Raw genomic sequence first — 26,798 nt, forward strand, 5'->3', positions numbered from 1 at the left:
GATGCAAGCACATAAAATACCAATTTTTAAATCCTGGGTATCGGAATGGATGGCAAGGTCCGTCATATTTGCTATTCTCATGAGCAGTCTGTTTAGTTTTGCCTTTTACGGAAGTCCGGTTGCTGCGATGGGCTTTTACGGGATACAAGCTACCGATGTACAATATGGTATGGTCGTTATTTATGGTTCTACCGTAGCTTTTCTGGCTCTGGATTTTAGAATCGTAAAATATTTCGCACCAAGGGAATATCTACTGTTGGCACTTGCGGTAAATGCACTATGTGCTGTGGTCTGTTTTTATTTAAGAGATTGGACATTATTTGTTTTCTGTCAATTTTTGCAGGGTATTACCTGTGCATTGATGTCCGGAATTGTGTTACAGCTTATTTTCCCACGGTTACAGTCTGTACGTGCCCGTGTGATTGCTTATAGTCTCCTTTATGGCAGTATACAAATAGCTGTACCATTTTACTCCATCTATATCAGTGTTATCATTCATTTCTTTGATTTCAACTGGATATTCTACGGATTTATTATTGTAGTCATTATGCTGACAAGTGTTGTTTTACTTACCATGAACAGTAAGGCCCGGTTTACCAGAAAAATACCACTGTATCAAGTGGATTGGATAGGCTATTTGTTTTATGTGTCTTTTATCTTGATCGTTGGATACATCCTTGTATACGGACGACAATTGGGATGGTTTGATAGTTCATTAATCAGCACACTTTGTTTAGTTAATTTAATTATTCTTTCTCTTTTTATTAGCAGAGAATTGAAACTTAAGCGACCATTAATCAATTTACAGATCTTTAGAGCAAAGAACTTCGTTATTGGACTCTTGCTTCTTTTTACCTTTTATATCTTTAAAGGAAGTACTGGGCTTGCCTATGGTTATCTTGAAACGATTTTAGGAAACCATCCACTGAGTACCATTCCGATATGGATTGCTGTAATTGCTGGAACTGTTTTGAGTATGTTTATCATTTCCCGATTTGTCTTGATGGGTTATAACCTGATCCGGATGATTATTGTTGGTTTTGGGTTGATGGCAGTATATTATGCCTATATGATACTATTTGTTTCTGTACAGGGCGAAACAGCCGATTTCCTTCTGCCCATGTTTATTTATGGTGTGGCAACAGGTATATTGTTTGTTCCAATTGTTTCATTTGCGGCATCGTCAGCGCCTTCCAAAATCGCCGTCAATGCCTCTCTGATTGGTATATTTTCAAGGTTCATAGGCTTTACAGCTAGTCTGGCACTTAATAACGAGCTTCAATTATTTACAAAATCATCCGTAAGGGAAAAGGTGCGGGAATCGCTCACCGAAACCAGCGCTCAATTGCCTGTTACCTTACTGAATATTCAAAACCAGTACATAAATTCAGGCAGCGATATGTATACGTCAAAAACAGTATCTTCCGGCTATTTTAATCAAATGATCGGTCAGCAGATATTGGCTCGCGCTATCAGGGATTATTATGATCTGATGTTGACAGGTTTGATTTTTGTCATTATTATTTTGCTGCTCTTGCCTCAAATTCAACATGTTGTTTTGAGATTAAGAAAAGGAAATGTTCCTTATTAAGATCTTGTTATTTCAGAAATTATCAAAGCAAAGTATTATCCAATTCCAAGGCCGGGATCGAACACTTGGCGCATGGGCCTATGGGCTACAAGATTACGCAACCGATTTCGTTTGAAAGAAATTTTCTGATCCCAAATTTTATAAATAATTTGTTTTAATGACGCGTTTTTAGCAGTCAAACGTGTTAATGCAATTATTCTTAATTTTGTATGCTGGATTTGGTATAGGCCCCAAGTTTTTTAAGATCAGCAATAGAGGACAAAATAAGATGATATGACGGATGTGCTTGAAAAATATCTATTCTCGATAGGGATGTTGTCGGCTGACGAAATAAATTTTTCTGTTCAGTTCTTTGAACCACTTGGTTTGAAGAAGGGTGATTTTTTTATTCGTGTGGACGAACTCTGTCGTCATGTTGGATTCATATCCTGTGGTGCGGTAAAAGCATATGCTATTGACAAGGAAGGTAAAGAAAATATAACCTGCTTTAAATTTGAAAATGAATTTGTAACCTCATTCCCTGAGTTTGTCGCTCAGGAAAAATCCAGAAGGAGCATCAGGGCTGTGGAAGATAGTATGATCCATAGGATAAGCTATACTGATTATCAATATCTGCTTGGTCAAGTGACTTCTTGGCACAAGGTTATACAAGCTGTGATGGAACGGGAATATAGCCAAAAGGAACAATATCTCCTGAATTACAATAATAAGTCAGCTCTGGATAAATATCACCATGTTCTTTCGAATGAACCCAAGCTCGTTCAGCGCATAGCGACACAGGACCTGGCATCCTATTTGGGTATTACACAGAGATCTCTTACACGGGCGAAGGGACAAATACACAGCCCCAAAGTATTATAGGACAAATGTCCTTATGTATTTCTGTTCAGTGATATAGATTTGCACAAAAAAGCTATGTTACATCAAATTGCCCAAGAAGTGTTCCATGTTCCATTGATGCCACGAAACAGTATCAACTGCTATATCGTAGAGGGTGTATTAGTTGATTGCGGGATACGCAGTTCATATAATGTGCTGAAGGATGCCCTTCAGAAAATACCTGTCCACCAACATGTACTTACGCATGCGCATGCAGACCATCAGGGCTGTAGTGATCAGCTCTGTGATGAGTTTGGAATACCTTTACTTTGCCATGGAAATGAAGTGTCTAGGACGGAAACAGGCATGGTAACCAATGATTATCCAAATCCCAAACATTGGATCGCAAAACTTCAACAAAAATACTGGGCAGGACAGGGCCACAAAGTCGACGGTACACTCGTTGAAAATGGTAGCATCGGAAACTTTCGGGTCATAGAAACTCCAGGTCATTCAAGCGGTCATATTTCTTTATTTCGTGAGCGAGATGGTGTATTGATAATCGGGGATGCCGCTACAAATATGAACCTGCTCACAACAGTGACTGGCCTAGGGCTCCCTCCAAAAATATTCACGTCGGATCAACAGCGCAATATTAGATCGCTTCAGAAGTTGGCAGGACTGAATCCCTCCATCATATGTTTCGGTCATGGCCCGGTGATGCGAAATACGGACCGAAAGTTTGAGCAATTTGTAGCGAAATGCGTATCGTTGTTCAATTCATGAACCACGGCTCCTGTATGAAAGTAAAAAACAAAATAAGAAGTTCCTTATTTCTTGCGATGCTCTAGTGAATTTTTCAAATTCAGGACTTTTATGAAAACTGGGAACATCTTATTGCCTAAGAAGTTTTAAGTAAGTTAATATTATTCCGCTGTGCTCTGCTTCGTGAAAGTTAGCCGCTTTAAGTGCTTGGATGTGATTATTAATGGAGAAGCCAATTGGTAAGCTGAATGGTTGGTATTCAACAAATATACCCGATGCTAAATCTTTACTAAGTTGGTTTACTGTATAAAGCAATAGATGTTTTATTTCATCAAGGTCTGGCGTATTTTTCCATGTATGCGGTGCAGTTCCAATTTTGAACGTTTCCATAAAATCCTGTGATATATGCATTGGAAGTCCACTACGCATATACATATGTCGCTGTTGGGAAGTGATACAGTGACCAATTTGTCAAACGATATTATTGTTAAAGCTTTCTGGAATCTTAAATAGTATGTTATTATCAACTGTTTCCATTAATTGTAATAACCTCGTTCTGCTGGCTTTTAAAATTTCAAATTCAAATAATTCATTCGTCATAGTATTGGTTAATATTTTAAATTAATTTAATAAACTCATTGTGAATTTCATCTGATATACATATATTAACGAGTAAATATTCGAAGTCCAGTTAATAAATATTCTAAACCAAAATCTTGTAATTATGATCTATCTCAAGCTAAATATACACTATAAGATTTTGGTATTTATTTTTTTTCTTTCTAGCTGTACAACTGTAAATAGACCAATAGCTAAATTAAATAAGTTTACTCAAGGGCTAATGAATCAATTGACAAATGATTCATTAGGATTAAAGATTGATTTCTATGGGAACGCAAACCTCGGATCTAAATATATAGATTTAAAAGATGTCAGGTCTGTTTTTCGAAAGAGAAAAATAAAGTTTCCATCAAAGAATATTGTTTTGTGGGGTACATATGATGTGACAAGAAACCCGATGTATTTTGTGGGTAGCTTGGAAACTTTTTTAGATGTCTCAAAGTTCACTGCAGATACTTCTATGTATCATTGTATTTATTATCGAAGTATTCAGAAAAATAGAGATAATATAATAAGTAGTGTAGCGATCCCATATAAAAAAGATTCATTTCTTTTGATTAGCGAGGTTAGAACGGAGATCACCGATATGCAAGAAAGTGTTAAGGATGTTTTAAACAGCATAAAAACTTCCTACAATTCTTTGGCTTACGGAGCAAAATTTGCCGAACAAAAACCAGATGAAGAACCCGATTATTTTAGTATAGCTGAATCAGCTTTTAAAGACGGGGGATATGTTAACTATGTATATCCAAGAGATACCTTAGAAAAGCTTGTTCTGCAAAACGAAAACAGCCAATTTGCGAACGAGTTATTTAAATCATATAGTTCGTTTCTTGGTGAAAGTGTTCAATATGATAGCGCGACTAAACAAGAACAACAAGCAGTCGAAAAAACGGCTATTACAATCGACGAGATAGTCGAAAAAATTAAGGCACATCGAGTGCTTATGTTTAACGAGAATCATTTACAACCACGCTGCCGTTTGTTAATCAATCTTTTGCTACCAAAACTTTCCAAAGAAGGTTTTAATGTTCTTGCTTTAGAAAGTCTATCTGAAGATGAAGACCGGATTAATAGATTGGGATTCCCAAATGTTGAGAGTGGATTTTACACTAGGGACCCAAATATGGCGAATCTCATTAGAACGGCAAGAATTTATGGCTTAAAAGTGATTGGCTATGAAGGTTTTGGCAATGCAAGTCAAAGAGATTTCCAACAAGCTAAGAATCTTATTCAAAAAAGTGAAATCGCTACAAAAAATCAAGTTAAAGTTATTGTATTAGCCGGGGGAGGACATATTGACGATGGGGATACTGGAGAAAATAAAAGTATGGCTCAGTATTTTAAGAAACTGACTAAAATTGATCCCTATACGATTAATCAAGTTAAATTTTTAGCTATGCAAGAAATTAACGATTCAATATACGTTATGGATAACAAGGTGTTGAATGGTAGTGACTTGTATTTGTCAAATAATCTGAATAGCGATAAAATACCGATAAACGTCTGTACCCTACTCATTACATTAAAAAGATGCACTTCACGCTTGATCTTATATAGCGGATAGGTGTTTAACCTAAAGGATGACGTTACGAACTCCTTGCTATCTTCTTCAAAAAGGAAATATTTGGTCTGACTAAATCCTTCAGTATAGAGTAATAGGTAGATAACGATCGACCAAATTTTAAGGAACTTTGTTCTAAGCTTAACAATGTTCATTTTTGACTGTTATTTGAATTCACCATCCCATTTTAAAGTGATTCTGTTCCCTGCATTGGTCTCGAATTCTAAAATTTCTCTATTCCCATATTTTTTGGTTACCAATGTTCCCTTGGTTACGTTGATTCTGTCGGTTTGTCCGTAATCTTCCTCTAATTTATAGGATACATCTATAGCATTATTTTTCACAATCGTTGAGACAGAATTGATAAAATAGCTGCCGGAAGAAAGTTGATTGTTACGGGTAAAGAACAGTAATTTTATGTTATTTTTACTAATCGCAGAGCTAAAAGTGTACAGATGATTTATTCCGTCTACTAGCTTACCATCAACAATTAGATTTCCGATCGACGTTTGTTTAGATCCCTTATCAAAGGCATAAATAGCTTTGTTTACTGTAATTGTACCTTTGCCGTTTTCTTTTTCTTCGTTTTTTTTACATCCGATAAAAAAAGAGACTATAAAGATGACTGGAAATAAAAATTTCATATATGGTTTTATTGGGAAACTCAAATCTATATATTATTGAGTATTAATGCAAGTCGGTGTTTTAGGTTTGACGAATGGAAGAGTTGCTACCTTATGTTACGCAATCTATCTGCGTACTTTTATATTCCTATGTAAGGCTCGATTTTTTTAAGAAAACTATCTGACTGATATAGAGTGATCTCCTGTTGTTTTTATACTCTTTTTTTACTGCGCAAAAAGGCTTCAGTATCGCAATCGATCTTTGTGTTAATGAAACATTAAAAAACACGAAGAAATGAAAGCACAGATCATCAAAAAGCTAATGGAAATAGAAGCGAGCGAAGGAATACGTATACTTTTCGCCTGTGAATCAGGAAGTCGGGGTTGGGGTTTCCCCTCAATCGACAGTGATTACGACGTACGTTTTCTTTATGTGCGAAAAACGGAGGACTACACCCGCTTGTTTCCGCTTGCTACCGAAATGCGATTTCCAATAATCGATGACCTCGATCTGGTAGGCTGGGATCTCTTTAAAGTACTCACATTACTGTATAAGAGTAATGTGAGTCCATTTGAATGGATACAGTCGCCAGTCGTCTATTACGAGTTTAACGGATTCAAAACAAGTTTTAGGACAATAATCGGAAATTATTTTGACGCAGGTAGGCACGCCCATCATTATTTAGGGATTGTCCGTAGCAAAATTGAAGATCTCCAACGAGAAACGAATAAGCTCAAGAGCTTATTTTATATCTTAAGATCTTTACTTGCAGCAGACTGGAATATCACCTATCGCAGTTATGCGCCTATGACATTGGCAGAACTATCCGTATTATTGCCTAATGTTGTAAAAATGGAAGTGTTGGAATTGCAGCTGTTGAAAAGTCAAGTAGATGAGGGGTTTATATACAACTGTTCGGCGACCATAAGGAATTATATTGAAACAAGGTTAATAGATTTAGAGCATCAAGTAAAACAGGTTCCCGTATCTGTATCGGATAAGGAAGGACTGGAGAATTACTTTAAAACCGTATTAAGATGACTATAGACGAACTTCGAGATAGCGGGCTGATCCTGTTTGAGGCCGTTGTCGGTAGCCGGGCATATGGATTGGCCACAGCATCTTCCGATACCGATATCAGGGGGGTGTTTTATCTGCCCCTGGAATATTACTTGGGCGGTCAATATATTGCGCAGGTTGCAAACGCAAGCAATGATGAAGTTTACTATGAGCTTGGGCGCTTTGTGGAGCTTCTTTCAAAGAGTAATCCTACTGTATTGGAGCTTTTGGCTAGTCCTACCGATTGCATACTATACAAAGATCCTCTGTTTGATCAATTTAAAATGCAGGATTTTATCACCCGAGAGGCCGCAATGACCTTTGCGCAATACGCCATGGTACAGGTGCGGAAGGCAAAAGGATTGAACAAGAAAATCAACAATCCGATGGATCGAGAACGTAAAAGTTTACTGGATTTCTGCTTTATCATAGCTGGTAATGGTAGTTTATCGTTAAGAGCCTGGTTAAGCAAGCGGTTGTGGAAACAGGAAAACTGTGGTTTAGCGAAGATCGAACATGCAAAGGGGATGTATGCCCTGTATTATGATGAGACTCAGACTTTGGGTTACAAAGGCATCGTTGCTACACCAGAGAGTACTGAGATTTCCTGCAGTTCTATTCGTAAGGAAGAAACACTTTGTGCGTACCTCTTTGTTAATCACGAAGCTTACTCTTCGTATTGTAAGTCCTATAATGAATATTTTAGCTGGGTTTCAGAACGCAATGAAGCGCGCTTTCGAGGGACAATGAATCACGGGCAGGGCTATGATGCCAAAAATATGATGCATACCATACGTCTATTGCAACAGGCAAAAGAGATTTTGTCTAAAAGTGAACTACAGGTACAACGTTTCAATAGGGAAGAGCTCCTGCGCATCAAAAATGGTGCTTATAGCTATGATGACCTTTTTGTCAGGTCGCAAAAGCTCTTTCAGGAAGTGCAGGAACTCTGCTTGCACAGTTTACTTCCGGTAGTGCCAGATCAGGATAAGCTAAGGCAGCAATTGGTTGACATACGTAAGCAGCTTTATCAGATCAAGCCTTAATTCCTAATGCAAGGATCTAATCTGTTATTCCAAATGATCTTACGAACTTTAAATTAGATCGAAGACCAAAACCGGTTAACTTTTAAGTGGACATATTCGAGCATAAAGCGGACATTTGTATCTTAACGATCTTCTAGCCAACTGAGGAACTGGGCGGTCTTTTCTTTGCTTATAAGCAGCTTATCGTCTGTGGGGACAGTCAATTTGACATATAGCTTCCTGGCAAAATAATGTTCAACCTCTTTAACGGCCGAAAAACTGATTAAATACTGTCTGTTCAGCCGAAAAAAATCTTTACCAGATAATTGGGAGGCTAGTTGATCCAAGGATTGACTGAGATCAAAATGCTCACCCTTAAAAGTCACCATGGTCGGAGAGGTGTAGTTAATATAGATAAAAGCAATATCTTCTGTCTTCACCGTCATGTACTTATTGTTTTTGAAGACGAGAAAGCTCTTCTTTTTATTGTCTTCGCCACTGATCTTCTGGATCAGTTCAACAAGATTATTTTCGGTGGTTTTCTGAAAGAAATTCTTGAAATTATCTACCTTTTCAAAAGCTTTTTTTAGATCTGTTTCTGAAAAGGGTTTAAGCAGATAATCAATTCCGTTCTCTTTTATAGCCTCCATTGCGTATTCACCAAATGCTGTGCAAAAGATGACAGGACATACAACCTTTACCGACTTGAATATATCAAAACTGATCCCGTCAGAAAGTTGTATATCCATAAAGATAAGATCCGGCGTGGCACTGTCAGAGAGGTAATCTATGGCTCCTTCAACGCTCTGGATCTTTGCCATGATCTTAGACTCTGGACGCAGTTTCAATATCAGGTTCTCGAGGGAACGGGCAGCTTTAATCTCGTCCTCAATTATTAGTATGTTCATATATAATGGGAAGTTTTATAGTAAATGTTTCAGTGTCCATTATGATACTGATCTCCTTTTCGGATAGATGAAGATAACGCTGGTTGATATTTTCAAGTCCTAAACCGGTAGAAGGTTCCGATATTTTCCTGGGCTGCATATTATTGCTGACAATAAGGTAATCACTTTCCTGCCCAATGGATATATGTAGGGGTTTCTCAAGTGAAACTATATTATGTTTAATGCAGTTCTCTACCAAGAGCTGCAATGTAAAAGGAGGAATAAAACTTCCATAAATTTCACGTCCTAGATTCAGTGAAACAACTAAACCTTCCTCAAAACGTGCTTTTAATAGGTAAATATAGGAGTCCATGATCTGTAGCTCCTCTCCGAGTGGAAGTAGGTTCAGTCTGAGGCTGCCCAAAGTAAACCTGTAAAAATCAGCAAGCTTGATGATAAATTCCGCTGACTGAGTGTCATTGCTTTCCACCATGTATTTTAACGTGTTGAGACTGTTGAACAGAAAATGCGGATTTACCTGCTGTTTTAAAAGCTCATACTGTGCTGCGAGGTTGGCGGACATTGAACGCTCAAGTTCCCGTACCACCTGCTGGTTGAGATAAGTCTGGTATAGGAGATGTATAAACATATAGAAAGTCAGGTTGATGAGTACACCTCTGACCTCATACATCAGCATTTTAGGTCCAAAATTGAGATGTGAAAGGATGTAATACTGTATTGAGGAAAGTACGAACATCAATACCAAACCAACTCCTAAACCTCTGAAAAGTTGAGGTGATATCACATTTTTGCTGCCCGTTTTCTTTGTATAGGCTGGTATCGAATAGATATTGTAGTACCAGATCAAAAGGGCAAAACCCGTGGTTACACCAAAGTCGGCAATACCCTCAGAAAGAATAAAATTATGGTCCACAATCTTTGGGATAGATGTTAGTATACCCAATGATACTGAACTGATCCAGATTAGTTTATGGGATATATAAAAAGGTGTCTTCATACTTTGCTCACCGTTGTTAAGCTGATAATGTTTTATATAATTTGCTGGTATTTCGGGCTGTTTGAAATGCCAGCAAATTAGCGAAAAATGTTTTATATCTAAATACCTGATACTTGTAATTTAAGTATTTAGATCTTTTGCTGTATAAATGACATGATTTATCCTATTAAATGAAAAATAGGTAACTGAAAGTATAGTAATGGCAACGCATGTATCGATGACGGAAGAAGGTTCAAGAACAGCAATTTTTGAGAAGAATGCAAAAATAATGTCAAAATACATACCTGCGAAGACCCATTCCTTAAGCCTTTTAAATCTATTCGGGATCAGTAGTATGGTAACACCTAAAATTTTGAATACGCCGAGAATGTATATAAAATGCGCTGGATAGCCTAATTTTTGTGTGATGTCCCATACTGCAAGGTTATGTGTCAGTTCAAAAATGCCGCTGAGCCCAAACCATATTGATATCAGGATACTTCCTGTAAAATAAATCTTTTTGTAAGTTGAATTTTTCATAATATTTTTTGTGATTAATTTCTTTATTATTTAGAAAGCGAGTCGGCCTCAATAATGGCATCCGCAAATTCTTTGGGAGCTTCCTGTGGCAGGTTGTGTCCGATCCCACCCGTCAGGTTATGGTGTTTGTACTTTCCTTTATATTTGGAAGCATAGTTTTCAGGGTGTGGAAACGCCGCACCGTTGGCATCACCTTCCAGGGTCACGGTCGGTACGGTGATATCCGGTGATTTGGCGAGCTTTGCTTCAAGTTCGTCGTACTGTTTCTCTCCGGGAGCCAGCCCCAACCGCCAGCGGTAATTATGGATTACGATAGCAACATGGTCAGGATTTTCAAACGATTTGGCCGAGCGCTGATAGGTTTCTTCATCAAAAGACCATTTCGGGGAGGCTGTTTTCCAAATTAGTTTGTTAAAAGCCGCTGTATGTGCTTTGTAACCTTTGTAACCCCGCTCCGTTGAGAAATAGTACTGGTACCACCACAAGAATTCAGCAGCCGGTGGAAGTGGGATCTCATTTGTTTTGGGGCTCCCGATTAGGTACCCGCTTACGGCTACGAGTGCAGAAACACGTTCCGGCCAGAGGGCAGCCATGATATCGGCAGTCCTGGCGCCCCAATCAAAGCCCCCAACAACAGCTTTATCTATTTTCAGGGCATCCATGAAGGCGATGATATCGAGCGCCACAGCTGACTGCTGTCCGTTACGTACAGCCTTTGGCGAAATAAAGGTTGTTGTTCCATAACCCCGGAGATAGGGCACAAGTACCCAGTATCCTTTTGCTGCAAGCAATTCAGCGGATTTTTCAAAACTATGGATATCGTATGGCCATCCATGGAGCAGGATAACGGGTTTCCCGGTTTTTGGACCGACCTCTGCGTAGCCTATATCAAGCAGTCCTGCCCTTATTTTTTTTGTATGCTGGAATGCGGAGTCTACGGTGTTGTCAGCCTGTGCGTGTTTATCCTGAGTAGGCTGTTGGGCGTGGACTAATGATGCACCTGCTGTGGCAAGCAGGGATAACGAGAGGGTGAAAATCACCTTTTTGCCAAAATTTGCTATTGTATTCATTGGATCTGTTTTTTGTCGATTTTAAATTATTGAGTTGAAGCTATCATTGTGGAAAATTTACGGGATCAGTATCCATTATGTCGGCAATACGCTGCTCTCTGGATTCTCCGGAGGGTATTTCACCATATTCTGTGGTATAGTCCAGTTTGCCATCGCCGCCGGCTTTTACCGTCTCTACACGCAAGAGTTCACCGTTTACTTTACTCCCAAAATATTGCGGATCTTCCATCATTTTATAGGTAACAAGCTTGAGGGAAACGCGGTCGTGACTATGTCGGGCTCCTTCCAAGAGGGACAGGGCTTCCTTATTCCCGTATAATGCCGACATCGTCTGCCTGTCCGTATTAAAAGATGATGAGATAAATTTCAGTTCGCCGGGTTCAAACATGAACCGTATTTTTCCATTATCTTTATCTGATATGTTCTTGCTGCATGAGCCGAAGATTAAACTACATAGAAATAGTACTGATAAGATCTTTTTCATTTTTGGACAGTTTTTAAATATTGCTGGATCATTCTTTTGGAGTTTACTTTCGGCGGAACATTGAACAGGTAACCCGTCGATTCTGCGAGCTGCCTATGACAGCTGATACAGGACTGTTGGGCAAACAGTGCGGTCTTTCCGGTAGGTTTTAAATCTTGACCATTGAATTTCGCAAAACCCCAGCCTTCGGTTTCCTTATATGTTTTTCCGTCTTTTACCATGTACTGCATGTTTACGAAATCTCCGGGCACGATATCTCCATTGGATTTTCGGGTCTGTTTAAAAACCGCCTTGGCCACTGCACTGCCATCGGGCCAGGGGTGGAAGTTTTCCTCTTCGATAGCGCGGACTGCGATGTCATTTCCGTAAATTACGCGTATTGTATTGTCGATAAGCGTGCTCATCCCGATCACTTTCCAGTTCTTAAAATCGGCATTGTACGGGATTCCGTTCGGCGATACCGGGGCAAGGTCAGCTGTTGTTTCGAGTACGTTCGCAATACCCTGATGTGCAGGTAGCAAACCATCTTTTGCGGATAGCGAAAGGGTATACTGTTTTATGGTCGCTACTTCAACAGCAGATAGTTTTGAGTCCGGATGTGTGAGCGCATAGGAAGGCAGGGGCATCTTACCCGCGTTTACCATATTGTAAATAGCATAAAATTTACCTTTCTGTTCCGCATCGGAGAGCTTATCCCACTCGGAAAAATTCATCACTTCCCGTGCACGGTTAATATCCCTGTTTACGATCCACGATACCGGGGCAATTTTATCAAAGAACGATAGCCGCTGCTCATTGGAATGGCAGTTGAAACAGGAACGTTCTAGGATAAGCTGGACCTGTTTAGGCACATTTCTGATATGTCCGGTTACGGCTTTTTGTTCAATGGTTCTATTGAAAAATTGAAGGGCGATAAGACCTACCGTAATGCAGATGAATATGGTGGGTATCAGTTGGATTCGCTTTAGGAGTTTCATGATCTTTGCTCTTTTGTTATGTTAAAATTAAGGTAAAGTACTACCTTAGGGAAGCTCAAAACAGTTGGACCGGACATATTGCAGGTTGAATTCTTCTTTTGGATCCCCGAAGTGGACAATCTATTTCCTAAAGGTTTATGCTTGTGGCAGCTAGTATTTCTCCGGATTTCTTGTCCTGCTCGAAAGCGATGATTTCCCATGCATGACCCGTTTCCGGAAGTTTAAAAGAGAAACTGTCCTGGGCTTTAGCGCCCATGCTCTTCAGCTCGCGTACAACCTGCACATGGGAGAGGGCTTTGCCGGCGTTCTCTCCCGCAGATACCTGAGAGGAAGCGTGTTTCTGGACAAGAGCGACCAGGATGTCCGAATTTTTGGAGCTAGAGGATGATACATAAGCGACCTGGATATTTTTGCCTTCGGCTTTCAATAGTTTTAAAGCAAGGGTTTCAGTATGTTGTTCCAGCATCGCGGACTGGATGCCGCTGATGACTTTGCCTGTTTCCGATCCGACCATTTCCTGTTTGCCATTGATGACCATTTGGGGGGTATATAAGGTACTTAGATTCATCCATGTGGCGTACTGTTTCTGTCTTTCGGTAAAACTGCTTTTGCTGAAGCGATCTTTCCATCCCTGATGATCCCAGTAATCGACATGAAAGGCCATGATATAAAGTTTTTTATTCAGGTTATCCTTCTCAAGTTTTGCAATAAGCTCATCTGCGGGAGGGCAACTCCAGCAACCTTCTGAAGTAAAGAGCTCGACCACGGCGAAGCTTTTGTCGGAGTTGCTGCTTTTGATCTTTTGCAGGTTTTTATCATCATTGATACCCTTGGAGGCCATGATCAGGGCAATGATCAAAGGCAGGCTCAAAACGTATAGTATTTCTTTTATTGATTTCATGATCTAAATTTTTAAGCTGTTTATAGTTTGTTGTTAGTTGAAGATTTTTAAGGAGAAGCCGAAATCCTGTGGCGGAACACATACCTGATCGCTGCACTGCATAAACTGAATGGTTCCCCGGATTGTTCCATTTTTGCCCTTTAATCTGATCTTCTGACCGAACTCGACCTCATTTTCAAAATAGGTAACTGGCATGCCTAGAAGTTTATCAAACTTCAACAGTGGGCTGGGCTGGCTCACATTTCCCACCAATTGGTAAGATCTGTCAGGCTCGAATTTAAAATTCATCTTGATCGGGCTCTGGAGGCTGTTGCCCAGTGCATACATATGCCATCCGGGGGCGATCCTGGCCTTCATCCGGATTTCTCCTTCTTCGGGGGATTTCCTTTTAAGCGTGCATTCCCATGTCACCTGACCGGATAAGGTCCGTCCTTTTGAATGTGAGCAGAACATCATTAGAACGGTCACTACTAAAATTGCTAATCTGTTCATTTCTATATTTTTAATTGTTAAACCTTAAATTCTTTGTACAAATAGACCGGAATTATTCTCTCGCTGCCACTGTAAACTGCTTGAAATAGACGTTTTAAGCCCTGAAATGGACAGTTTGGATCATAAAGGAAAATCATCACAGTTGATCCCGCAGCGTTTTAAAAGCGTTCCTCATTTCCTGGGTGAAGAGCTCCGGCTGTTCCCATGCCGCAAAGTGCCCACCTTTTGGTGCGATATGATAATAGTATAAAGAAGGATAAGCCGCTCTCGACCAGCTTTCTGGTGCTTGATAGATTTCATGCGGAAATACTGAAATAGCTACAGGAATTTTTATGCGCTTTGTTTGCTGATGTTCGGAACTGAAATTGTTGTTATTATTTTCCCAGTAAAAACGGGACGAGGATGCTCCGGTATTGGTTAGCCAATACAAAGTTATATCGTCAAGGATCGCATCGCGGCTAATCACCTTTTCTGGCTGGAGGTTACTTTCTGACCACTCAGCGATCTTTTCGTATAAAAACGCTGCTAGTGCAGTTGGAGAATCAGAAAGCAAATAACCCGTAGTTTGTGGCCTTGTCACCATCATCCCGCCATACGCTGCGTTTCTGCCAAAGAAAGTGCGCATTGAATTATAAGCCTTTGTTTCTTCTGGAGAAAGGCTTGTCGGAGCGGGATCACCGGCGTTGATTGGTTTTACCAGGTCTGCAGGAATTGTGGCCGGCATGGTCAGGTGGATACCCAATAGCCCCGAAGGAGCCTGTCTGGCAAGCGCGTCGGAGATTACAGACCCATGGTCTCCCCCTTGAGAAACATATTTTGTGTAGCCCAGACGTTTTACCAAAATATCCCAGGCTTTGGCAATACGCTCTGGGTTCCAGCCAAGTTCTTTAGGGATTTCGGAAAATCCATATCCTGGAATTGCGGGAATGATCACATCAAAGGCATCTTCAGCTTTACCACCGTATTTGACGGGATCTGTCAGTGTGCCTATAGCATCGATAAATTCCAAGGGTGATCCTGGCCATCCATGCGTAAGGATAAGGGGTAAGGCACCTTTTTCCTTTGAACGCACGTGGATAAACTGTATGTCAAGTCCATCAATCTTGGTGACAAACTGTGGCAGCGCGTTCAGTTTGTTTTCAAGCTTACGCCAGTCATAGCCATTTCCCCAATAATTGATCAGTTCTTTTAACTGGGCTAGTTGTATGCCCTGTGATTCATCGTTTACCGTTTCGCTATCTGGAAACCGGGTCTCCGAAATACGTCTTTTCAGTTCATCAAGTTTAGCCTGTGGAATATTGATCTTATAAGGTCTGATACCAGTTTCTGATTTTACGCTTTCCGTTTTTGCTATGCTGCCCTGTGCATTTGTAATTGTAGGAATACATAGTGCGCATGTCGCTACCATAAGGATTGTTGTTATTTTTGTCTTCATTTCTTTTTTGTTTTAGATTTTACGATCTGATTTCTTTTGTTGCAACAAATTTATGTGGGGCGGCGTGGGTGTTAAACGGAGAATAGGTTCAAGTGGACATATTCACAGGTGAGCTGGGAGTTTTAAAGCTCGAACAGGAAGTTCCATTTTTATAAATCGGATTGAAAGTAAGATATCGGTAGATAAAAGAACCGGCTATGAAGGATTTTGATAGAAAGCATTGTCCTGTAATCAACGTAGAGGTACTTTTCTATGAAACTATATGAGCCGCGGAATTGACTAATTCACTTACAAAATTGTCCGGTTCAACTGTTTTGGGTATGTACTGCTTTGAGGATCGTTTTAAGTTTGCTTCATAATCATTAAAACAATAAATAAAATGAAGACAATTAGAAAATTTACTATCGCAGGCGCACTATGTTTAAGCCTTTTTTCCGCAGTATCGATTTCGTGTAGCAACGATAATGATTTACCAATAGGGCAGGAGACAACCATTGTAAATCACAAAAATGCGAAGACCAGCTTTATCAATGTGAAAGGAACAGATTTCGCTTACCGAAGTTGGGGTAAAGATGGAGGAATTCCGCTAGTATTACTACCTGGAACAGGTGGTTCTATGGATGATTGGGATCCTGCCGTGACCGACGGTCTCGCGAAAGAATACAAATTGATCATATTTGATAATAAAGGAGTGGCATCTTCCAAAGGAGCTACCCCCAATACTATCCAGGCAATGGCTAACGATGCCATCGATTTTATTAGAGCAATGAATTTAGGGAAAGTCAATATTATGGGATTTTCAATGGGCGGATTCGTGGCTCAAAGGATTGTTTTGACGGATCCCGAACTAATTAATAAAATAATTTTAGCTGATAGTGGGCCCAAGGGAGCTATTGGTCTTTCCAATCTTCCAAATATAATTGCTGGAAGTGCAGGACTTAGCCCCGAAGATTCCTACTTAAAATTCGGATTTACCGATTCACAGTCAAGTATTGCGTCTGGAAAATCATCTTATGCTAGAGTTCATCAACGGATAATTGATAGAGATCCAGTGCTTAGCGATGCCAGTTCGTCTGCTCAGTTTACAGCTGTACTAACCTGGGCACAGCCAGACCCTGGAGCACTGGATGAAATTAAGGCTATCAAAAAACCTGTTTTAATCGTACATGGTGATCAGGACCTTCCAATTTCCATTCAAAATGCCTACAATATGAAACAAAATTTAGAAAACGCTATACTTTTAGAATTTTCAGATTCGGGGCACGCCGCATTTTATCAAAATTATGAGACTTTTTTAGCGAAGGCTATTGCATTTCTTGCTCAATAGGTTATCTGAAACAAAAAATGATAAATAGCTAACAGGTTTTTCGTTTGAAACGATTATTAAATAGTAAACTACAAAAGCACGTTATTTATTAATGGTTTTAAATTATGATAAAAATACTAAAAGTGAAGCACCGTTTTTAAGGCGGCTTTACTTTTAGTATTATATAGCGCTTTCGTTTTTAATATTTTCAAAGAAGGATAATAAGGAGAGAAGTAGTTCGACCGAACTTCCTCTTTCCCCGCCAAGTGCGGAACTTTTTAAAATAGTGATTTTGAAAGAGATTCTGATAAGTAACGTTTCAAATGAAAAGAACATCGATGTTCTCCTGTATATACAGATCAAAATTTTATTTTGGCAATAGCATATATTCCTCCGCAACCACAGTGAAAGATGATATTTTGTATGGGAACTCCTGCCAATTAAGCTTCTAATTCTGTTATATTATTTTTGATACTCTTGAACATAATAATATAAGGCAAAAAGATGAGAATATAAATTAACAGCGGATTTATCCCTTTTTCTGTCACTTGTGTGTGTGCTGCCGCAGCTCCGATTACCGATCCGTTTAAAAATAGACAAAAAGCGATAATAATAATGGCCTTAACCTTAATAATTATTTTTCCAATTTTTAAGTCTTTCATTTTACTCTAAATTTAAAATGCTATTATCGAATGTTAGCATTCGATACACATTAGCAATTCATCAGTCTTCTAAATTCGATGCATTAAGGCTAAATATACGATTTTTTTAGATAATTTGCTGAAAGTGAGTAAAAAAAATAATTTAGCTTGAAATACGCAAAGTGTTCTGACCGAACTTGGTGGCTTAAAGACTAGAAAAATACTAACTTTGTGTCCCTACTGCAAAGCTTTTTTTGTGAATAAATAGATCGGTTGAACCGTTTATAGGGCATTTATTTTTTACATTTGTATTTAACCATAGTTTAAAATCTATGCAAAAACACAGGGCATCCATTCCTGTCAGGAGCTGGGGCAGCGATTTTGGTAATGGAATAGCTGTAGTTAGTTTGCCATCAGAAATTCCTGGGAGTAAGGAGTTTAATCATGCGCATCGACACGACTATCACCTTTTCGTATTTCAGGAAAGTGGTATCTCGCATACCGAAATAGACTTTAAAAAATATTTGATAGATAAGCCAACTATACTATATCAATCGCCAAATCAAGTTCACAGAGCTTTAAAAGTCGAAAATATAAGTGGATATATTCTAACAATATCCAATGAAAACTTAAATGCGGATTACCTAAAATTATTGCAGCGCAATACACCCCTCGAGCCATTATCGTTATGCTCACGCGCAGATTTAGCGATTATCCAAGCGGGTTTTCTTTTATGTAGAAACCTGTATGACAGAAAAGAAGACAAGTTATATCATTTGCAGCTGAAAGACAGTTGCAATACATTGGTTGCCCTATTTATGTCGCAGTTCCTCAAGCAGTCAAAACCAGCAGATAAATTGTCGCGTTTTGAAATAATTCAGAAGGGATTTTCAGAATTGCTCGAGCAAAATTTTGTGCATATGAAACGCCCCGCGGACTATGCCGAAGTATTAAACATCTCCGTTGCTTATTTAAATGAATGCGTAAAGAACGTAACGGGTTTTTCTGTTTCACATCATATACAACAACGTATTATTTTAGAGGCAAAGCGCCTGCTATATCATTCCGATAATTCTGTAAAAGAGATAGCAGCTGAATTAGGTTACGATGACTATCCCTATTTTTCGCGACTGTTTGTGAAAGTTGCAGGAATTACCGCTTTGACATTTCGTAGCAAAAACCACGATTAATCCAATACCTACTCTTTTCCGTTCTATATTATAAGATTGATTCTATTGTACTTTGCTTCGAACAAAATATAATACTATGCCAAGTGCACCAAAATGGTTATTTGATACCTTAGAATTCTTAACGCCCAAGCTACCGTTGACAGAAGTTGTCGAAACGGTCTCTTTATCAAAATCTGTCAAGAAGATATGTTTTAATGGGAATTTAAAAAATGTACAATTCGCGGTAGGTTCGTTTATCGACTTTAGAATTAATGCTACAGAAGCTCGAAGGTATACCGTTTCTTATGCAGATACTGAAAAGGGCTTGTTTGAATTTATTGTTTATTTGAATGGTAAAGGTTGCGGAAGTCGTTATATGGCAGATTTAAAAGTGGGCGACAACATCGTGATGTATAAGCCAAGAGGGTTAAGCAGATATTATGATAAAACGGTGCAAAGATTTGTCATCTTTGGCGATGAGACTTCATTAGCACTAGCTTGTTCTTTCCTTCCTATGTTAAAGAAGAATAAGCATCAATTTGTGTTCCTTTTTGAATTGGATGAAGAGAATAAAAACGTTCCAGAATTATTAGGCTTGGAAAATTGCCTGATATTCCCCAAAAACTTTTTGGTCAGCATGGAGGACTGGGCAGGCAAGCTACCAATGATCAATACGCCGGACTGGGAAGAGGCCAACTTCGTGTTGACGGGTAACGTAAAATCGGCTCAGCAGTTTAGAAAAATCATTAAAGAAAAAACCAATGGCAATGTTTTTTTACATGGCTATTGGTTAGCAGGCAAAAAAGGATTATAGGCCAATGCGATTAAACTGTACATATTTATTTGTATTTTTAATCTTATAGATGGCATAAGTGTCTGGACGCTAATTTGTAAATCGTAATGCCAAATGTGTAGCTGAATAAGGAAACATCCAATAACTGAACGAAACAAGAAGGCACAACATATGAAGTATATCTTTTATTTATTTTTCTTAATCTCGATCAACGCCAAAGCACAGGACATTGAGGTTTTATTAATAGGTGTCTCCCATGATTATAGTAAATATCCTACCCAGGATTTTTCCAGCATCCATCATAAAATTAGAAAATTTAAGCCTGACGCCTTTTTTGGTGAGTTTCTGAGTAGCGAAGACGAGCGGTTGCTGATGGATTATTGGTGTAAACATCCAAATATCAACCGGCTAAACACCCTTAGGAGCAATCGAACTATAAAAGAGGTATTACTGCACCATACTATTGACAGCTTGAAGGAACGATCCAAGCAGCAACCCAATGATTATCGTGTAAAAGCAGACTTAGCGCATGCCTATTATCTTGATCAGGATGTGGCAAATGGGCATTATCAATTTTGGCAAGTTTATAATTTCCTGCGGCATCAACCTAATGCTGAGTTAGAAAATTATATCGAAAAACTGCTTAGCCCTGGGGTAGATACCATCGGGCGAAGTATGAAAAGACTAAAAACTTCAGAGTATGCCTATATCGCCTTCCCGATGATGCAGGAGCTAGGCATCGAGGAACTGATGGCTATGGATTGCCAGGACTATGATCTGAATTGGCAAGCATCGTGGGGAGCATTTGACGCAAAATTTCTCTTGTTCAGGAAAGATATAACCGATTCCTTAAAAAATCAGCTGAAAACAGCTTTGATAGCTATTGACAAAGGTTTTGAAAAATATGCTCATATCGAAAAGTCTTCAAATACGGTAACGGAATGGTTGAACACGGATGAGGCCGCCAAGATTTCCGCCTCGGGAGATTTTTACTTGCCTCTTCTATATAACATGAAGGGGTTTCCCAAAGAAGAAATGCTATCGAAAATACATTGGTGGATCATGAGAAATGAGGGAATGTGCCATAATGTTATCAACAGGGCTAAGGTGGTAGGGGCCAAAAGAGTCGTAGTCCTAGCTGGGGCCAATCATAGAAAATACATGCAGGACATTTTCAAGACGATGCCTGCTGTGAAAGTGAGAAATAGCAATGAAACCGACTAGATCGTATCGGCTTCATTTTTTTTCTAAAATTCCCTATTTTCTTGCTATATGCCATTCAAGACCGTTATAGCTATTTAAACCATAGGATATGCAGTTTCAGACGTCTGGAAGACTTTTTAATCTTAGCGTATATGAGCAGGATAAGATGTTTCAGTATTTATGAAACCAGCCTTCTGATACATTGCAATCGCTTTTTTTTATACACTTCATGTATCCTTTATCCACGTCGATCTCATCACAAAGATATTGAGTGGTAATCGGACAATTTCTATCGATTTCGAATAATATTCTTGCCTTAGTAAGCGAATAGGTTGTGGTAGCAGATATTTTACTTATAGAAAGTTTTATGTCCATTCAACGGCTGCTCACTTTGAACAAATAGTCATTTTAGCTTTAACGATCATTTTCCCTATTTCAACGCCAGTTTCTGCCCATTCGATGGATATCGAACTTTGCGGGCGATTAAAGTGCATAGATTTACATCAGTGAAACAAAACAAACCTTTAAATTAAACATTATGGAAATTATCCAAACACCCGAAAACACGTTGAGTCATTCAACAGTAACTGCGATCATCAATGCATCAATTGAAAAAGTAAATATAGCAGACTGGTTATTGAACCTGCCTGACGCAGAATACCAGAGATGCTCTAGCCAGCATATTGGTGCTGCGATCTCGACGACATTTGACGGAGAACCTGTGTCACTTAATGTAGAAACCATCGGAGATGCATTAATGGTACAGCATTATGTAGCAGTTGTGCACGAGCCCGGCTACTGCCGTATGCTTTCCATATCGGATTCAATTACCAAAGGGGGGCGAACAAAAGTTCAGGTACTTTGGGAGCTTAAGGCAACCAAAATTGATGACAATACCTGTCTGTACACCAATGAGATCCATGCGACTGCTACTCCAGAGATGCTTGCCTATATCAAAAAAAACGGAATTAACCTTTCCGATGCAGCAGCGGCAAGACAGGCAGCTTCAGATGCGCACAATCATGAAGAGACACCGAACTTTGCTAAAAGTATCGAAAACAAAGCTCTTACCGGAAAATACAATCAGCCTTTCTAACAGCAAATAGGGCGTAAGATTAGTAGTGTTTTCTAAAAGCTCTTTGAATGTTTTTGGAAAGTGGCAAACCTTTTCTCTCAGAGGGAAACGAAGTTCTGCACAAACTAAAATGGGAAAGAGCCGAAAAATTAAAAACAAAAAGTTGAAACATATGAAAGCTGTTGTTATAACAAGCTACGGGGGGCCTGAGGTCCTGCAGCTGAAAGAATTTGAAACTCCAATACCCATAGCAGACCAAGTCCTGATTGAAGTAAAAGCAGCGGGTCTCAATAGATCTGATATCTTTCAACGAGAGGGCAATTATCCTGCTCCCGCGGGCGTACCAGCAGACATACTTGGTCTGGAAATAGCCGGTGTAATCGTAGGATGTGGTCCGCAAGTCACAAACTTTAAAGTGGGCGATAAGGTGTGCGCATTGCTCGCTGGTGGTGGATATGCCGAATTTGTAAGTGTGCGTGAAGGACAATGCCTTGAAATACCGACTGATCTTACTTACGCCGAAGCTGCAAGTTTACCGGAAACAGTTTTTACCGTTTGGTCAAACGTCTTTCAGAGAGCGGCTTTGCAGCCTCTTGAGACGCTTCTGATACATGGAGGTAATAGCGGAATCGGTATTACAGGCATTCAGTTAGCGCATGCGCTTGGATCACGCGTCGTTGTGACCGTAGGATCGGATGAAAAAGGTCAGAACTGTATTGAACTCGGAGCAGATTTTTATGTCAACTATAAAAAGCAGGATTTTGAAAAAGAACTAAAGCAGGAAGGTATAGACGTTATCCTGGATATGATCGGAGGTGATTATGTCCGAAAAAATATCAATATCCTTAAGCCCGAAGGAAGGCTTGTTTATATCAATGCTGTCTCTGGCAGTCGTGTGGATCTTGATATCTGGCAAATGATGATCAAGCGATTAACCATTACGGGAAGTACCTTAAGAAATCGAGGCTATGAATTTAAGAAATACTTAACTGCTGAAGTTAAGAAGCATGTCTGGCCACTTCTTGAATCAAAAAAACTCCGACCTGTGATTTATCAGACATTTCCCTTTAGTGAAGTATCCAAGGGGCATAAGCTGTTAGAAAAGGGAACACATACAGGTAAGATCATACTTGTTAGATAATGCTGGTAATTTAAATTAAAAAAATAAAGCTAAAAACATTCATATTATGAAAGCAAATATTGGAATAACCGAAGCAAACACAGATGCTGTTGCTGCACAATTGGCAAAATTATTGGCCGACGAAACTGTACTTTATATCAAGACCCGAAACGCACACTGGAACGTTACGGGAGACAATTTTCATGCAAACCATATCTTCTTTGAGGGGCAGTACAAGCAGTTGGACGAACTCATTGATAGTGTTGCTGAACGTTTGCGTAAAATTGGACACTATGCACCGGCAACAATGAACATCTACCTTGAACTGACACACCTTACGGAATATAGTGACAGGACGAATGATGGTCTTGGCTACATGAAAGACCTACTTGCAGATCACGAAAGTATCATTGAATTTTTACGAGGAAATGTTACACCTTTTGCAGAGTCATATAAAGACTACGGAACCAGTGACTTTATCACTGGTCTGATGGAAACCCATGAACAGATGGCGTGGATGATCCGTTCCTATTTTAGATAGGAGCTATTGATTCGCATTAAAAATGAAAGTAATAAGTATATTTGTCATATTAACATATATACTTATTACTATGAAAGCGCTCATCGTTGATGATAATGATATTGCAAGGACTACATTAGTTCACTTGGCAAAACAAGTTCCGGGCCTAACGATTGTCCGGGAATTTTCAAGCGCTATGGCGGCATATCATTATATTCAGAAAAACGAGGTGGATCTGATTTTTCTCGATATTGAAATGCCAGAAATGACTGGTATCGAGCTTACCAAAAGTTTGTCAGGTAAAGACACGATAATCATATTCACTTCCTCAAAGAAGGAATACGCGATTGAAGCCTTTGAACTTAATGTTGCAGATTATATTTTAAAACCCATTTCTCCCGTTCGGTTTTTACAGGCGGTGGAGAAAGCTCAAGTAATTCTTGACAGCAGAAAAGAGCAGGTCCAGGTCACCCACGATGAATTCCTATTTGTTAGGGACTCAAATGTGACCAGACGACTAAAGCTTGAAGATATTTTTTATGCTGAGGCGATGGGAGATTATGTAAAATTTTATACAAAAGAAAAGATGTTTGCCGTTCATGGCAAGATGAAAACTGCAGAAGAACGCTTACCTAGTAATGACTTTATCAGAGTCCATCGGTCCTTTATTATATCTATCAGTAAAATAGATACCTTACAGGATGGTGGTATTACAATAAATGGTAAATTTATTCCAGTAGCAGATGCTTATCGTAAAGCTTTAAATACAAGAATGAATGTATTTTAAATCACCTGCTATTTTTCGTCCTAAGCCATCAGTCAACCAATCCTCTTACTTTTGTTTATGAAAAGTAATTCTATAATGAACAGTAAACGGTTTAGCTATTTTATAATTCTGACATTTTTGGCGGGAACAATACTGCTGATTGCCGTTCAGGTCAATTCTGCTAGAAATACAAAAGCACTTATCCATAATAATAACACGCTACTTAACGAGCTGCGCGCGAGTAATCATCTGCGGGAAATCGACCGCGATATCCTTGGTGTGGAAAGTAGGATCCGCGCGTCTATCGCCACGAACGATACGACGCATCTGGAAGGGATCGATAAAAAGATAAATCAGATCGAGAACTTTCTGGATTCCTTGTCCAGAGATAATTCCGATCCTGTGGAAGAAAAACTGATACAACGGCTAGGCACCCTTGCTATGGACAAAAAAATAGTACGAGATCAGCTTTTGGCACGGTATGTTTCTCTTGGAAACATGGATGACCAAACCTCAATTGCCAATCCTCGGGCAAGAGTTATCTCCAACGAAATTACGAGCATAACAGCAAAGATCTATAAAAGCAGGCAGCTCCACATGAGTGAACTCAGTATACGGAGTGAAGAAATGGGCAGAAAAGCAAGGCTATACGATATTTCCCTATTGGTTTTATTGATTTTGAGCGGTTCGGTAGTCGGTTTTCATATCCTACGCCAATTCCGCCGTCAACGGGTCCTAATTGAAGATTTGGATGCTTCGGAAAAAAAAGCCTCTATTGCCGCGCAGACCAAAGAGAACTTTCTTGCCAATATGAGCCACGAGATTAGAACCCCGCTCAGTGGAATTCTCGGATTTACAAACCTGTTGCAAAAAAGGAGTCTTGACGCTACCTCTTCAGAGTTTGTATCATCCATTCAACAATCAGGAGAGAATTTGATGACGATCATCAACGATATTTTGGACCTTTCTAAAATAGAAGCCGGTATGATGCGTATCACTGTCGGTACATTCAGTATCAGTGGATTGCTAAATTCTGTTGAAACATTTTTTGTTCAACGGGCAAAAGAAAAAGGGCTTTCGATTTCAAGTAAGGTCGATACCTCAATTCCGGATACACTAACAGGAGATGCAACCAGATTAACCCAGATTTTAGTAAACTTGATTGGAAACGCCATTAAATTTACCAAACAGGGTAGTATTAATATCGAAATTTATCAAAAGAACAGGAGCGAGAAGGAAGTTGTGGTTGGATTTATCATCACAGATACGGGAATTGGAATTGACAAGGAAAAACTCAGTGAAGTATTTGAGCGCTTTAATCAAGGCGAAGATTCCATTACGCGCAATTATGGCGGAACAGGACTTGGCTTGTCTATCGTAAAAAACCTCGTGCTACTCCAGAAAGGTGACATTGAAGTACAGAGTGAGCAGGGAATAGGCACAACTTTCAAGTTTTTCATCCCTTATGGTGTAGCGCAAGAGCAATTAGTCATAGCACCGGTGGCTCATATTGATTATTTTAAAGATCAATCCAATGTACCGCTTCATATTTTGGTGGTTGATGATAACATGATGAACCAAAGTCTGATGAAGCATATGCTCGGTCAATGGAATGTTGATTTTGAAATTGTTTCCAATGGACAGGAGGCAGTGGAGTATCTGAAAAATAAGCATTGCGACCTTGTGTTGATGGATTTGCAAATGCCCCAAATGGATGGTTATGCTGCAACGCAGCACATAAGAGAAGTATTGCAATTGGATATTCCGATCATTGCCATGACAGCGCACGCTTTGGCAGGTGAACGAGAAAAGTGCCTCAGCAGGGGAATGAACGAATATATTTCCAAACCCATCAATGAAGAAGAACTCTTTAAGCTTATTTCACATTTTGGCATCGGATTCCAGCATGTAGTGCAGTTTGAAGACATTTCTGATAAGGATAAGTTTACTTACTTAGACCTCGCTTACATGCATTCGGTAAGCCGGGGAGACGGTGCTTTCGAACGGACAGTTACCAGCCAGTTTATTGACAAAGTTCCAGGCCAGCTTCAGGAGCTAAAGGCTGCTTATGCTAGTCAAGATTTCTCCAGATTTAAATTAAGAGCACATGATTTTAAAACCAGTGTTGCCATTATGGGATTGCTTCCTTTGCTTGATGATAAACTGGGAACACTTGAACTTACAACTGAACAGAACACCTTGTCTGAAGGTATTTTAAAGGAAGTCGTGCAGATCCTTACCACAGCCGTCGAGGAAGCTCAACGTTTATTAGCAAGCTATACAGACTAAGTTCTACTTTAACAATAAGTAATTGAAAAGATCATCGGTTCAAGCTTGGTGATCTTTTTTGTTGT

The 26,798-nt window shown here is 39.4% G+C and carries 27 protein-coding genes; 15 read left to right on the forward strand and 12 right to left on the reverse strand.

What is annotated here, in order from left to right; all coding sequences use genetic code 11:
• The first annotated feature begins 1 nt into the window (after window position 1).
• The 3 genes from ACHWSC_RS23720 to ACHWSC_RS23730 all read left to right on the forward strand — a co-directional run bounded on the left by ACHWSC_RS23720 (window position 2) and on the right by ACHWSC_RS23730 (window position 3,196).
• On the forward strand, window positions 2-1,591 hold the full coding sequence (locus ACHWSC_RS23720) for an MFS transporter (RefSeq protein ID WP_394678401.1): 1,590 nt from the start codon (window positions 2-4) through the stop codon (window positions 1,589-1,591).
• A 273-nt stretch (window positions 1,592-1,864) separates the two neighbouring features.
• Window positions 1,865-2,452, forward strand: a complete 588-nt coding sequence (locus ACHWSC_RS23725) for a Crp/Fnr family transcriptional regulator (RefSeq protein ID WP_394678402.1) — start codon at window positions 1,865-1,867, stop codon at window positions 2,450-2,452.
• Between the two features lie 54 nt (window positions 2,453-2,506).
• Window positions 2,507-3,196 (forward strand): MBL fold metallo-hydrolase, encoded by a 690-nt coding sequence (locus ACHWSC_RS23730; RefSeq protein WP_394678403.1) that lies wholly within the window; start codon window positions 2,507-2,509, stop codon window positions 3,194-3,196.
• Window positions 3,197-3,304: 108 nt separating this feature from the next.
• Here ACHWSC_RS23730 and ACHWSC_RS23735 read toward each other — a convergent pair whose 3' ends face one another.
• Complete coding sequence (locus tag ACHWSC_RS23735) at window positions 3,305-3,565, reverse strand: hypothetical protein (RefSeq protein WP_394678404.1); 261 nt, start codon at window positions 3,563-3,565, stop codon at window positions 3,305-3,307.
• A gap of 334 nt (window positions 3,566-3,899) precedes the next feature.
• On the opposite strand from ACHWSC_RS23735, the gene ACHWSC_RS23740 reads away from it, so the two are divergent.
• On the forward strand, window positions 3,900-5,363 hold the full coding sequence (locus ACHWSC_RS23740) for a hypothetical protein (protein ID WP_394678405.1): 1,464 nt from the start codon (window positions 3,900-3,902) through the stop codon (window positions 5,361-5,363).
• Between the two features lie 161 nt (window positions 5,364-5,524).
• Here ACHWSC_RS23740 and ACHWSC_RS23745 read toward each other — a convergent pair whose 3' ends face one another.
• Complete coding sequence (locus tag ACHWSC_RS23745; protein WP_394678406.1) at window positions 5,525-6,004, reverse strand: hypothetical protein; 480 nt, start codon at window positions 6,002-6,004, stop codon at window positions 5,525-5,527.
• Between the two features lie 274 nt (window positions 6,005-6,278).
• Here ACHWSC_RS23745 and ACHWSC_RS23750 point away from each other — a divergent pair, with 274 nt between their 5' ends.
• Together ACHWSC_RS23750 and ACHWSC_RS23755 are read left to right on the forward strand one after the other, a co-directional pair.
• Window positions 6,279-7,025 (forward strand): DNA polymerase beta superfamily protein, encoded by a 747-nt coding sequence (locus tag ACHWSC_RS23750; RefSeq protein ID WP_394678407.1) that lies wholly within the window; start codon window positions 6,279-6,281, stop codon window positions 7,023-7,025.
• The gene (locus ACHWSC_RS23755; protein ID WP_394678408.1) at window positions 7,022-8,089 is read left to right on the forward strand and encodes a DNA polymerase beta superfamily protein; all 1,068 of its coding nucleotides are present in this window, start codon (window positions 7,022-7,024) and stop codon (window positions 8,087-8,089) included. Before ACHWSC_RS23750 ends, ACHWSC_RS23755 begins: the two co-directional genes overlap by 4 nt.
• A 122-nt stretch (window positions 8,090-8,211) precedes the next feature.
• Here ACHWSC_RS23755 and ACHWSC_RS23760 read toward each other — a convergent pair whose 3' ends face one another.
• The 9 genes from ACHWSC_RS23760 to ACHWSC_RS23800 form a co-directional block, all read right to left on the reverse strand.
• Complete coding sequence (locus ACHWSC_RS23760; RefSeq protein ID WP_394678409.1) at window positions 8,212-8,976, reverse strand: LytR/AlgR family response regulator transcription factor; 765 nt, start codon at window positions 8,974-8,976, stop codon at window positions 8,212-8,214.
• Complete coding sequence (locus tag ACHWSC_RS23765; RefSeq protein WP_394678410.1) at window positions 8,957-9,973, reverse strand: sensor histidine kinase; 1,017 nt, start codon at window positions 9,971-9,973, stop codon at window positions 8,957-8,959. The genes ACHWSC_RS23760 and ACHWSC_RS23765 overlap by 20 nt, the downstream gene beginning before the upstream one ends.
• 120 nt (window positions 9,974-10,093) lie before the next feature.
• Window positions 10,094-10,492, reverse strand: a complete 399-nt coding sequence (locus ACHWSC_RS23770) for a DoxX family protein (RefSeq protein ID WP_205398669.1) — start codon at window positions 10,490-10,492, stop codon at window positions 10,094-10,096.
• A gap of 26 nt (window positions 10,493-10,518) precedes the next feature.
• Window positions 10,519-11,562, reverse strand: a complete 1,044-nt coding sequence (locus ACHWSC_RS23775) for an alpha/beta fold hydrolase (protein ID WP_394678411.1) — start codon at window positions 11,560-11,562, stop codon at window positions 10,519-10,521.
• 43 nt (window positions 11,563-11,605) lie between these two features.
• On the reverse strand, window positions 11,606-12,046 hold the full coding sequence (locus ACHWSC_RS23780) for a hypothetical protein (RefSeq protein WP_205398667.1): 441 nt from the start codon (window positions 12,044-12,046) through the stop codon (window positions 11,606-11,608).
• Window positions 12,043-13,023, reverse strand: a complete 981-nt coding sequence (locus ACHWSC_RS23785; RefSeq protein ID WP_394678412.1) for a heme-binding domain-containing protein — start codon at window positions 13,021-13,023, stop codon at window positions 12,043-12,045. Before ACHWSC_RS23785 ends, ACHWSC_RS23780 begins: the two co-directional genes overlap by 4 nt.
• A gap of 127 nt (window positions 13,024-13,150) precedes the next feature.
• On the reverse strand, window positions 13,151-13,924 hold the full coding sequence (locus ACHWSC_RS23790; RefSeq protein ID WP_394678413.1) for a DUF1223 domain-containing protein: 774 nt from the start codon (window positions 13,922-13,924) through the stop codon (window positions 13,151-13,153).
• A gap of 33 nt (window positions 13,925-13,957) precedes the next feature.
• Window positions 13,958-14,380, reverse strand: a complete 423-nt coding sequence (locus ACHWSC_RS23795) for a protein-disulfide reductase DsbD N-terminal domain-containing protein (RefSeq protein WP_394678414.1) — start codon at window positions 14,378-14,380, stop codon at window positions 13,958-13,960.
• A 172-nt stretch (window positions 14,381-14,552) separates the two neighbouring features.
• A complete protein-coding gene (locus ACHWSC_RS23800) occupies window positions 14,553-15,851 on the reverse strand; it encodes an epoxide hydrolase family protein (protein WP_394678415.1) in 1,299 nt (432 codons plus the stop codon).
• A gap of 379 nt (window positions 15,852-16,230) precedes the next feature.
• Between ACHWSC_RS23800 and ACHWSC_RS23805 the strand changes: the two genes are divergently transcribed.
• On the forward strand, window positions 16,231-17,178 hold the full coding sequence (locus ACHWSC_RS23805; protein ID WP_394678416.1) for an alpha/beta fold hydrolase: 948 nt from the start codon (window positions 16,231-16,233) through the stop codon (window positions 17,176-17,178).
• Window positions 17,179-17,597: 419 nt separating this feature from the next.
• Here the strand turns inward: ACHWSC_RS23805 and ACHWSC_RS23810 are convergent, their stop codons facing one another.
• On the reverse strand, window positions 17,598-17,819 hold the full coding sequence (locus tag ACHWSC_RS23810; RefSeq protein ID WP_286733375.1) for a hypothetical protein: 222 nt from the start codon (window positions 17,817-17,819) through the stop codon (window positions 17,598-17,600).
• Window positions 17,820-18,130: 311 nt separating this feature from the next.
• Between ACHWSC_RS23810 and ACHWSC_RS23815 the strand changes: the two genes are divergently transcribed.
• The 8 genes from ACHWSC_RS23815 (at window position 18,131) to ACHWSC_RS23850 (ending at window position 26,733) form a co-directional block, all read left to right on the forward strand.
• On the forward strand, window positions 18,131-18,988 hold the full coding sequence (locus tag ACHWSC_RS23815; protein WP_394678417.1) for a helix-turn-helix domain-containing protein: 858 nt from the start codon (window positions 18,131-18,133) through the stop codon (window positions 18,986-18,988).
• 76 nt (window positions 18,989-19,064) lie between these two features.
• On the forward strand, window positions 19,065-19,781 hold the full coding sequence (locus ACHWSC_RS23820) for an FAD-binding oxidoreductase (protein WP_394678418.1): 717 nt from the start codon (window positions 19,065-19,067) through the stop codon (window positions 19,779-19,781).
• 150 nt (window positions 19,782-19,931) lie between these two features.
• Window positions 19,932-20,984, forward strand: coding sequence for a DUF5694 domain-containing protein (locus ACHWSC_RS23825; RefSeq protein ID WP_394678419.1), 1,053 nt, complete (start codon window positions 19,932-19,934; stop codon window positions 20,982-20,984).
• A gap of 517 nt (window positions 20,985-21,501) precedes the next feature.
• Window positions 21,502-22,059, forward strand: coding sequence for a hypothetical protein (locus tag ACHWSC_RS23830; RefSeq protein WP_394678420.1), 558 nt, complete (start codon window positions 21,502-21,504; stop codon window positions 22,057-22,059).
• A 151-nt stretch (window positions 22,060-22,210) separates the two neighbouring features.
• Complete coding sequence (locus tag ACHWSC_RS23835; RefSeq protein WP_394678421.1) at window positions 22,211-23,179, forward strand: NAD(P)H-quinone oxidoreductase; 969 nt, start codon at window positions 22,211-22,213, stop codon at window positions 23,177-23,179.
• Window positions 23,180-23,225: 46 nt separating this feature from the next.
• Window positions 23,226-23,699 (forward strand): Dps family protein, encoded by a 474-nt coding sequence (locus ACHWSC_RS23840; RefSeq protein ID WP_394678422.1) that lies wholly within the window; start codon window positions 23,226-23,228, stop codon window positions 23,697-23,699.
• Between the two features lie 70 nt (window positions 23,700-23,769).
• Window positions 23,770-24,465, forward strand: a complete 696-nt coding sequence (locus ACHWSC_RS23845; RefSeq protein WP_394678423.1) for a LytR/AlgR family response regulator transcription factor — start codon at window positions 23,770-23,772, stop codon at window positions 24,463-24,465.
• A gap of 75 nt (window positions 24,466-24,540) precedes the next feature.
• Window positions 24,541-26,733 (forward strand): response regulator, encoded by a 2,193-nt coding sequence (locus ACHWSC_RS23850; RefSeq protein WP_394678424.1) that lies wholly within the window; start codon window positions 24,541-24,543, stop codon window positions 26,731-26,733.
• Window positions 26,734-26,798 lie beyond the last annotated feature (65 nt).

The sequence above is a fragment of the uncultured Sphingobacterium sp. genome (assembly GCF_964277905.1).
GTDB lineage: Bacteria > Bacteroidota > Bacteroidia > Sphingobacteriales > Sphingobacteriaceae > Sphingobacterium > Sphingobacterium siyangense.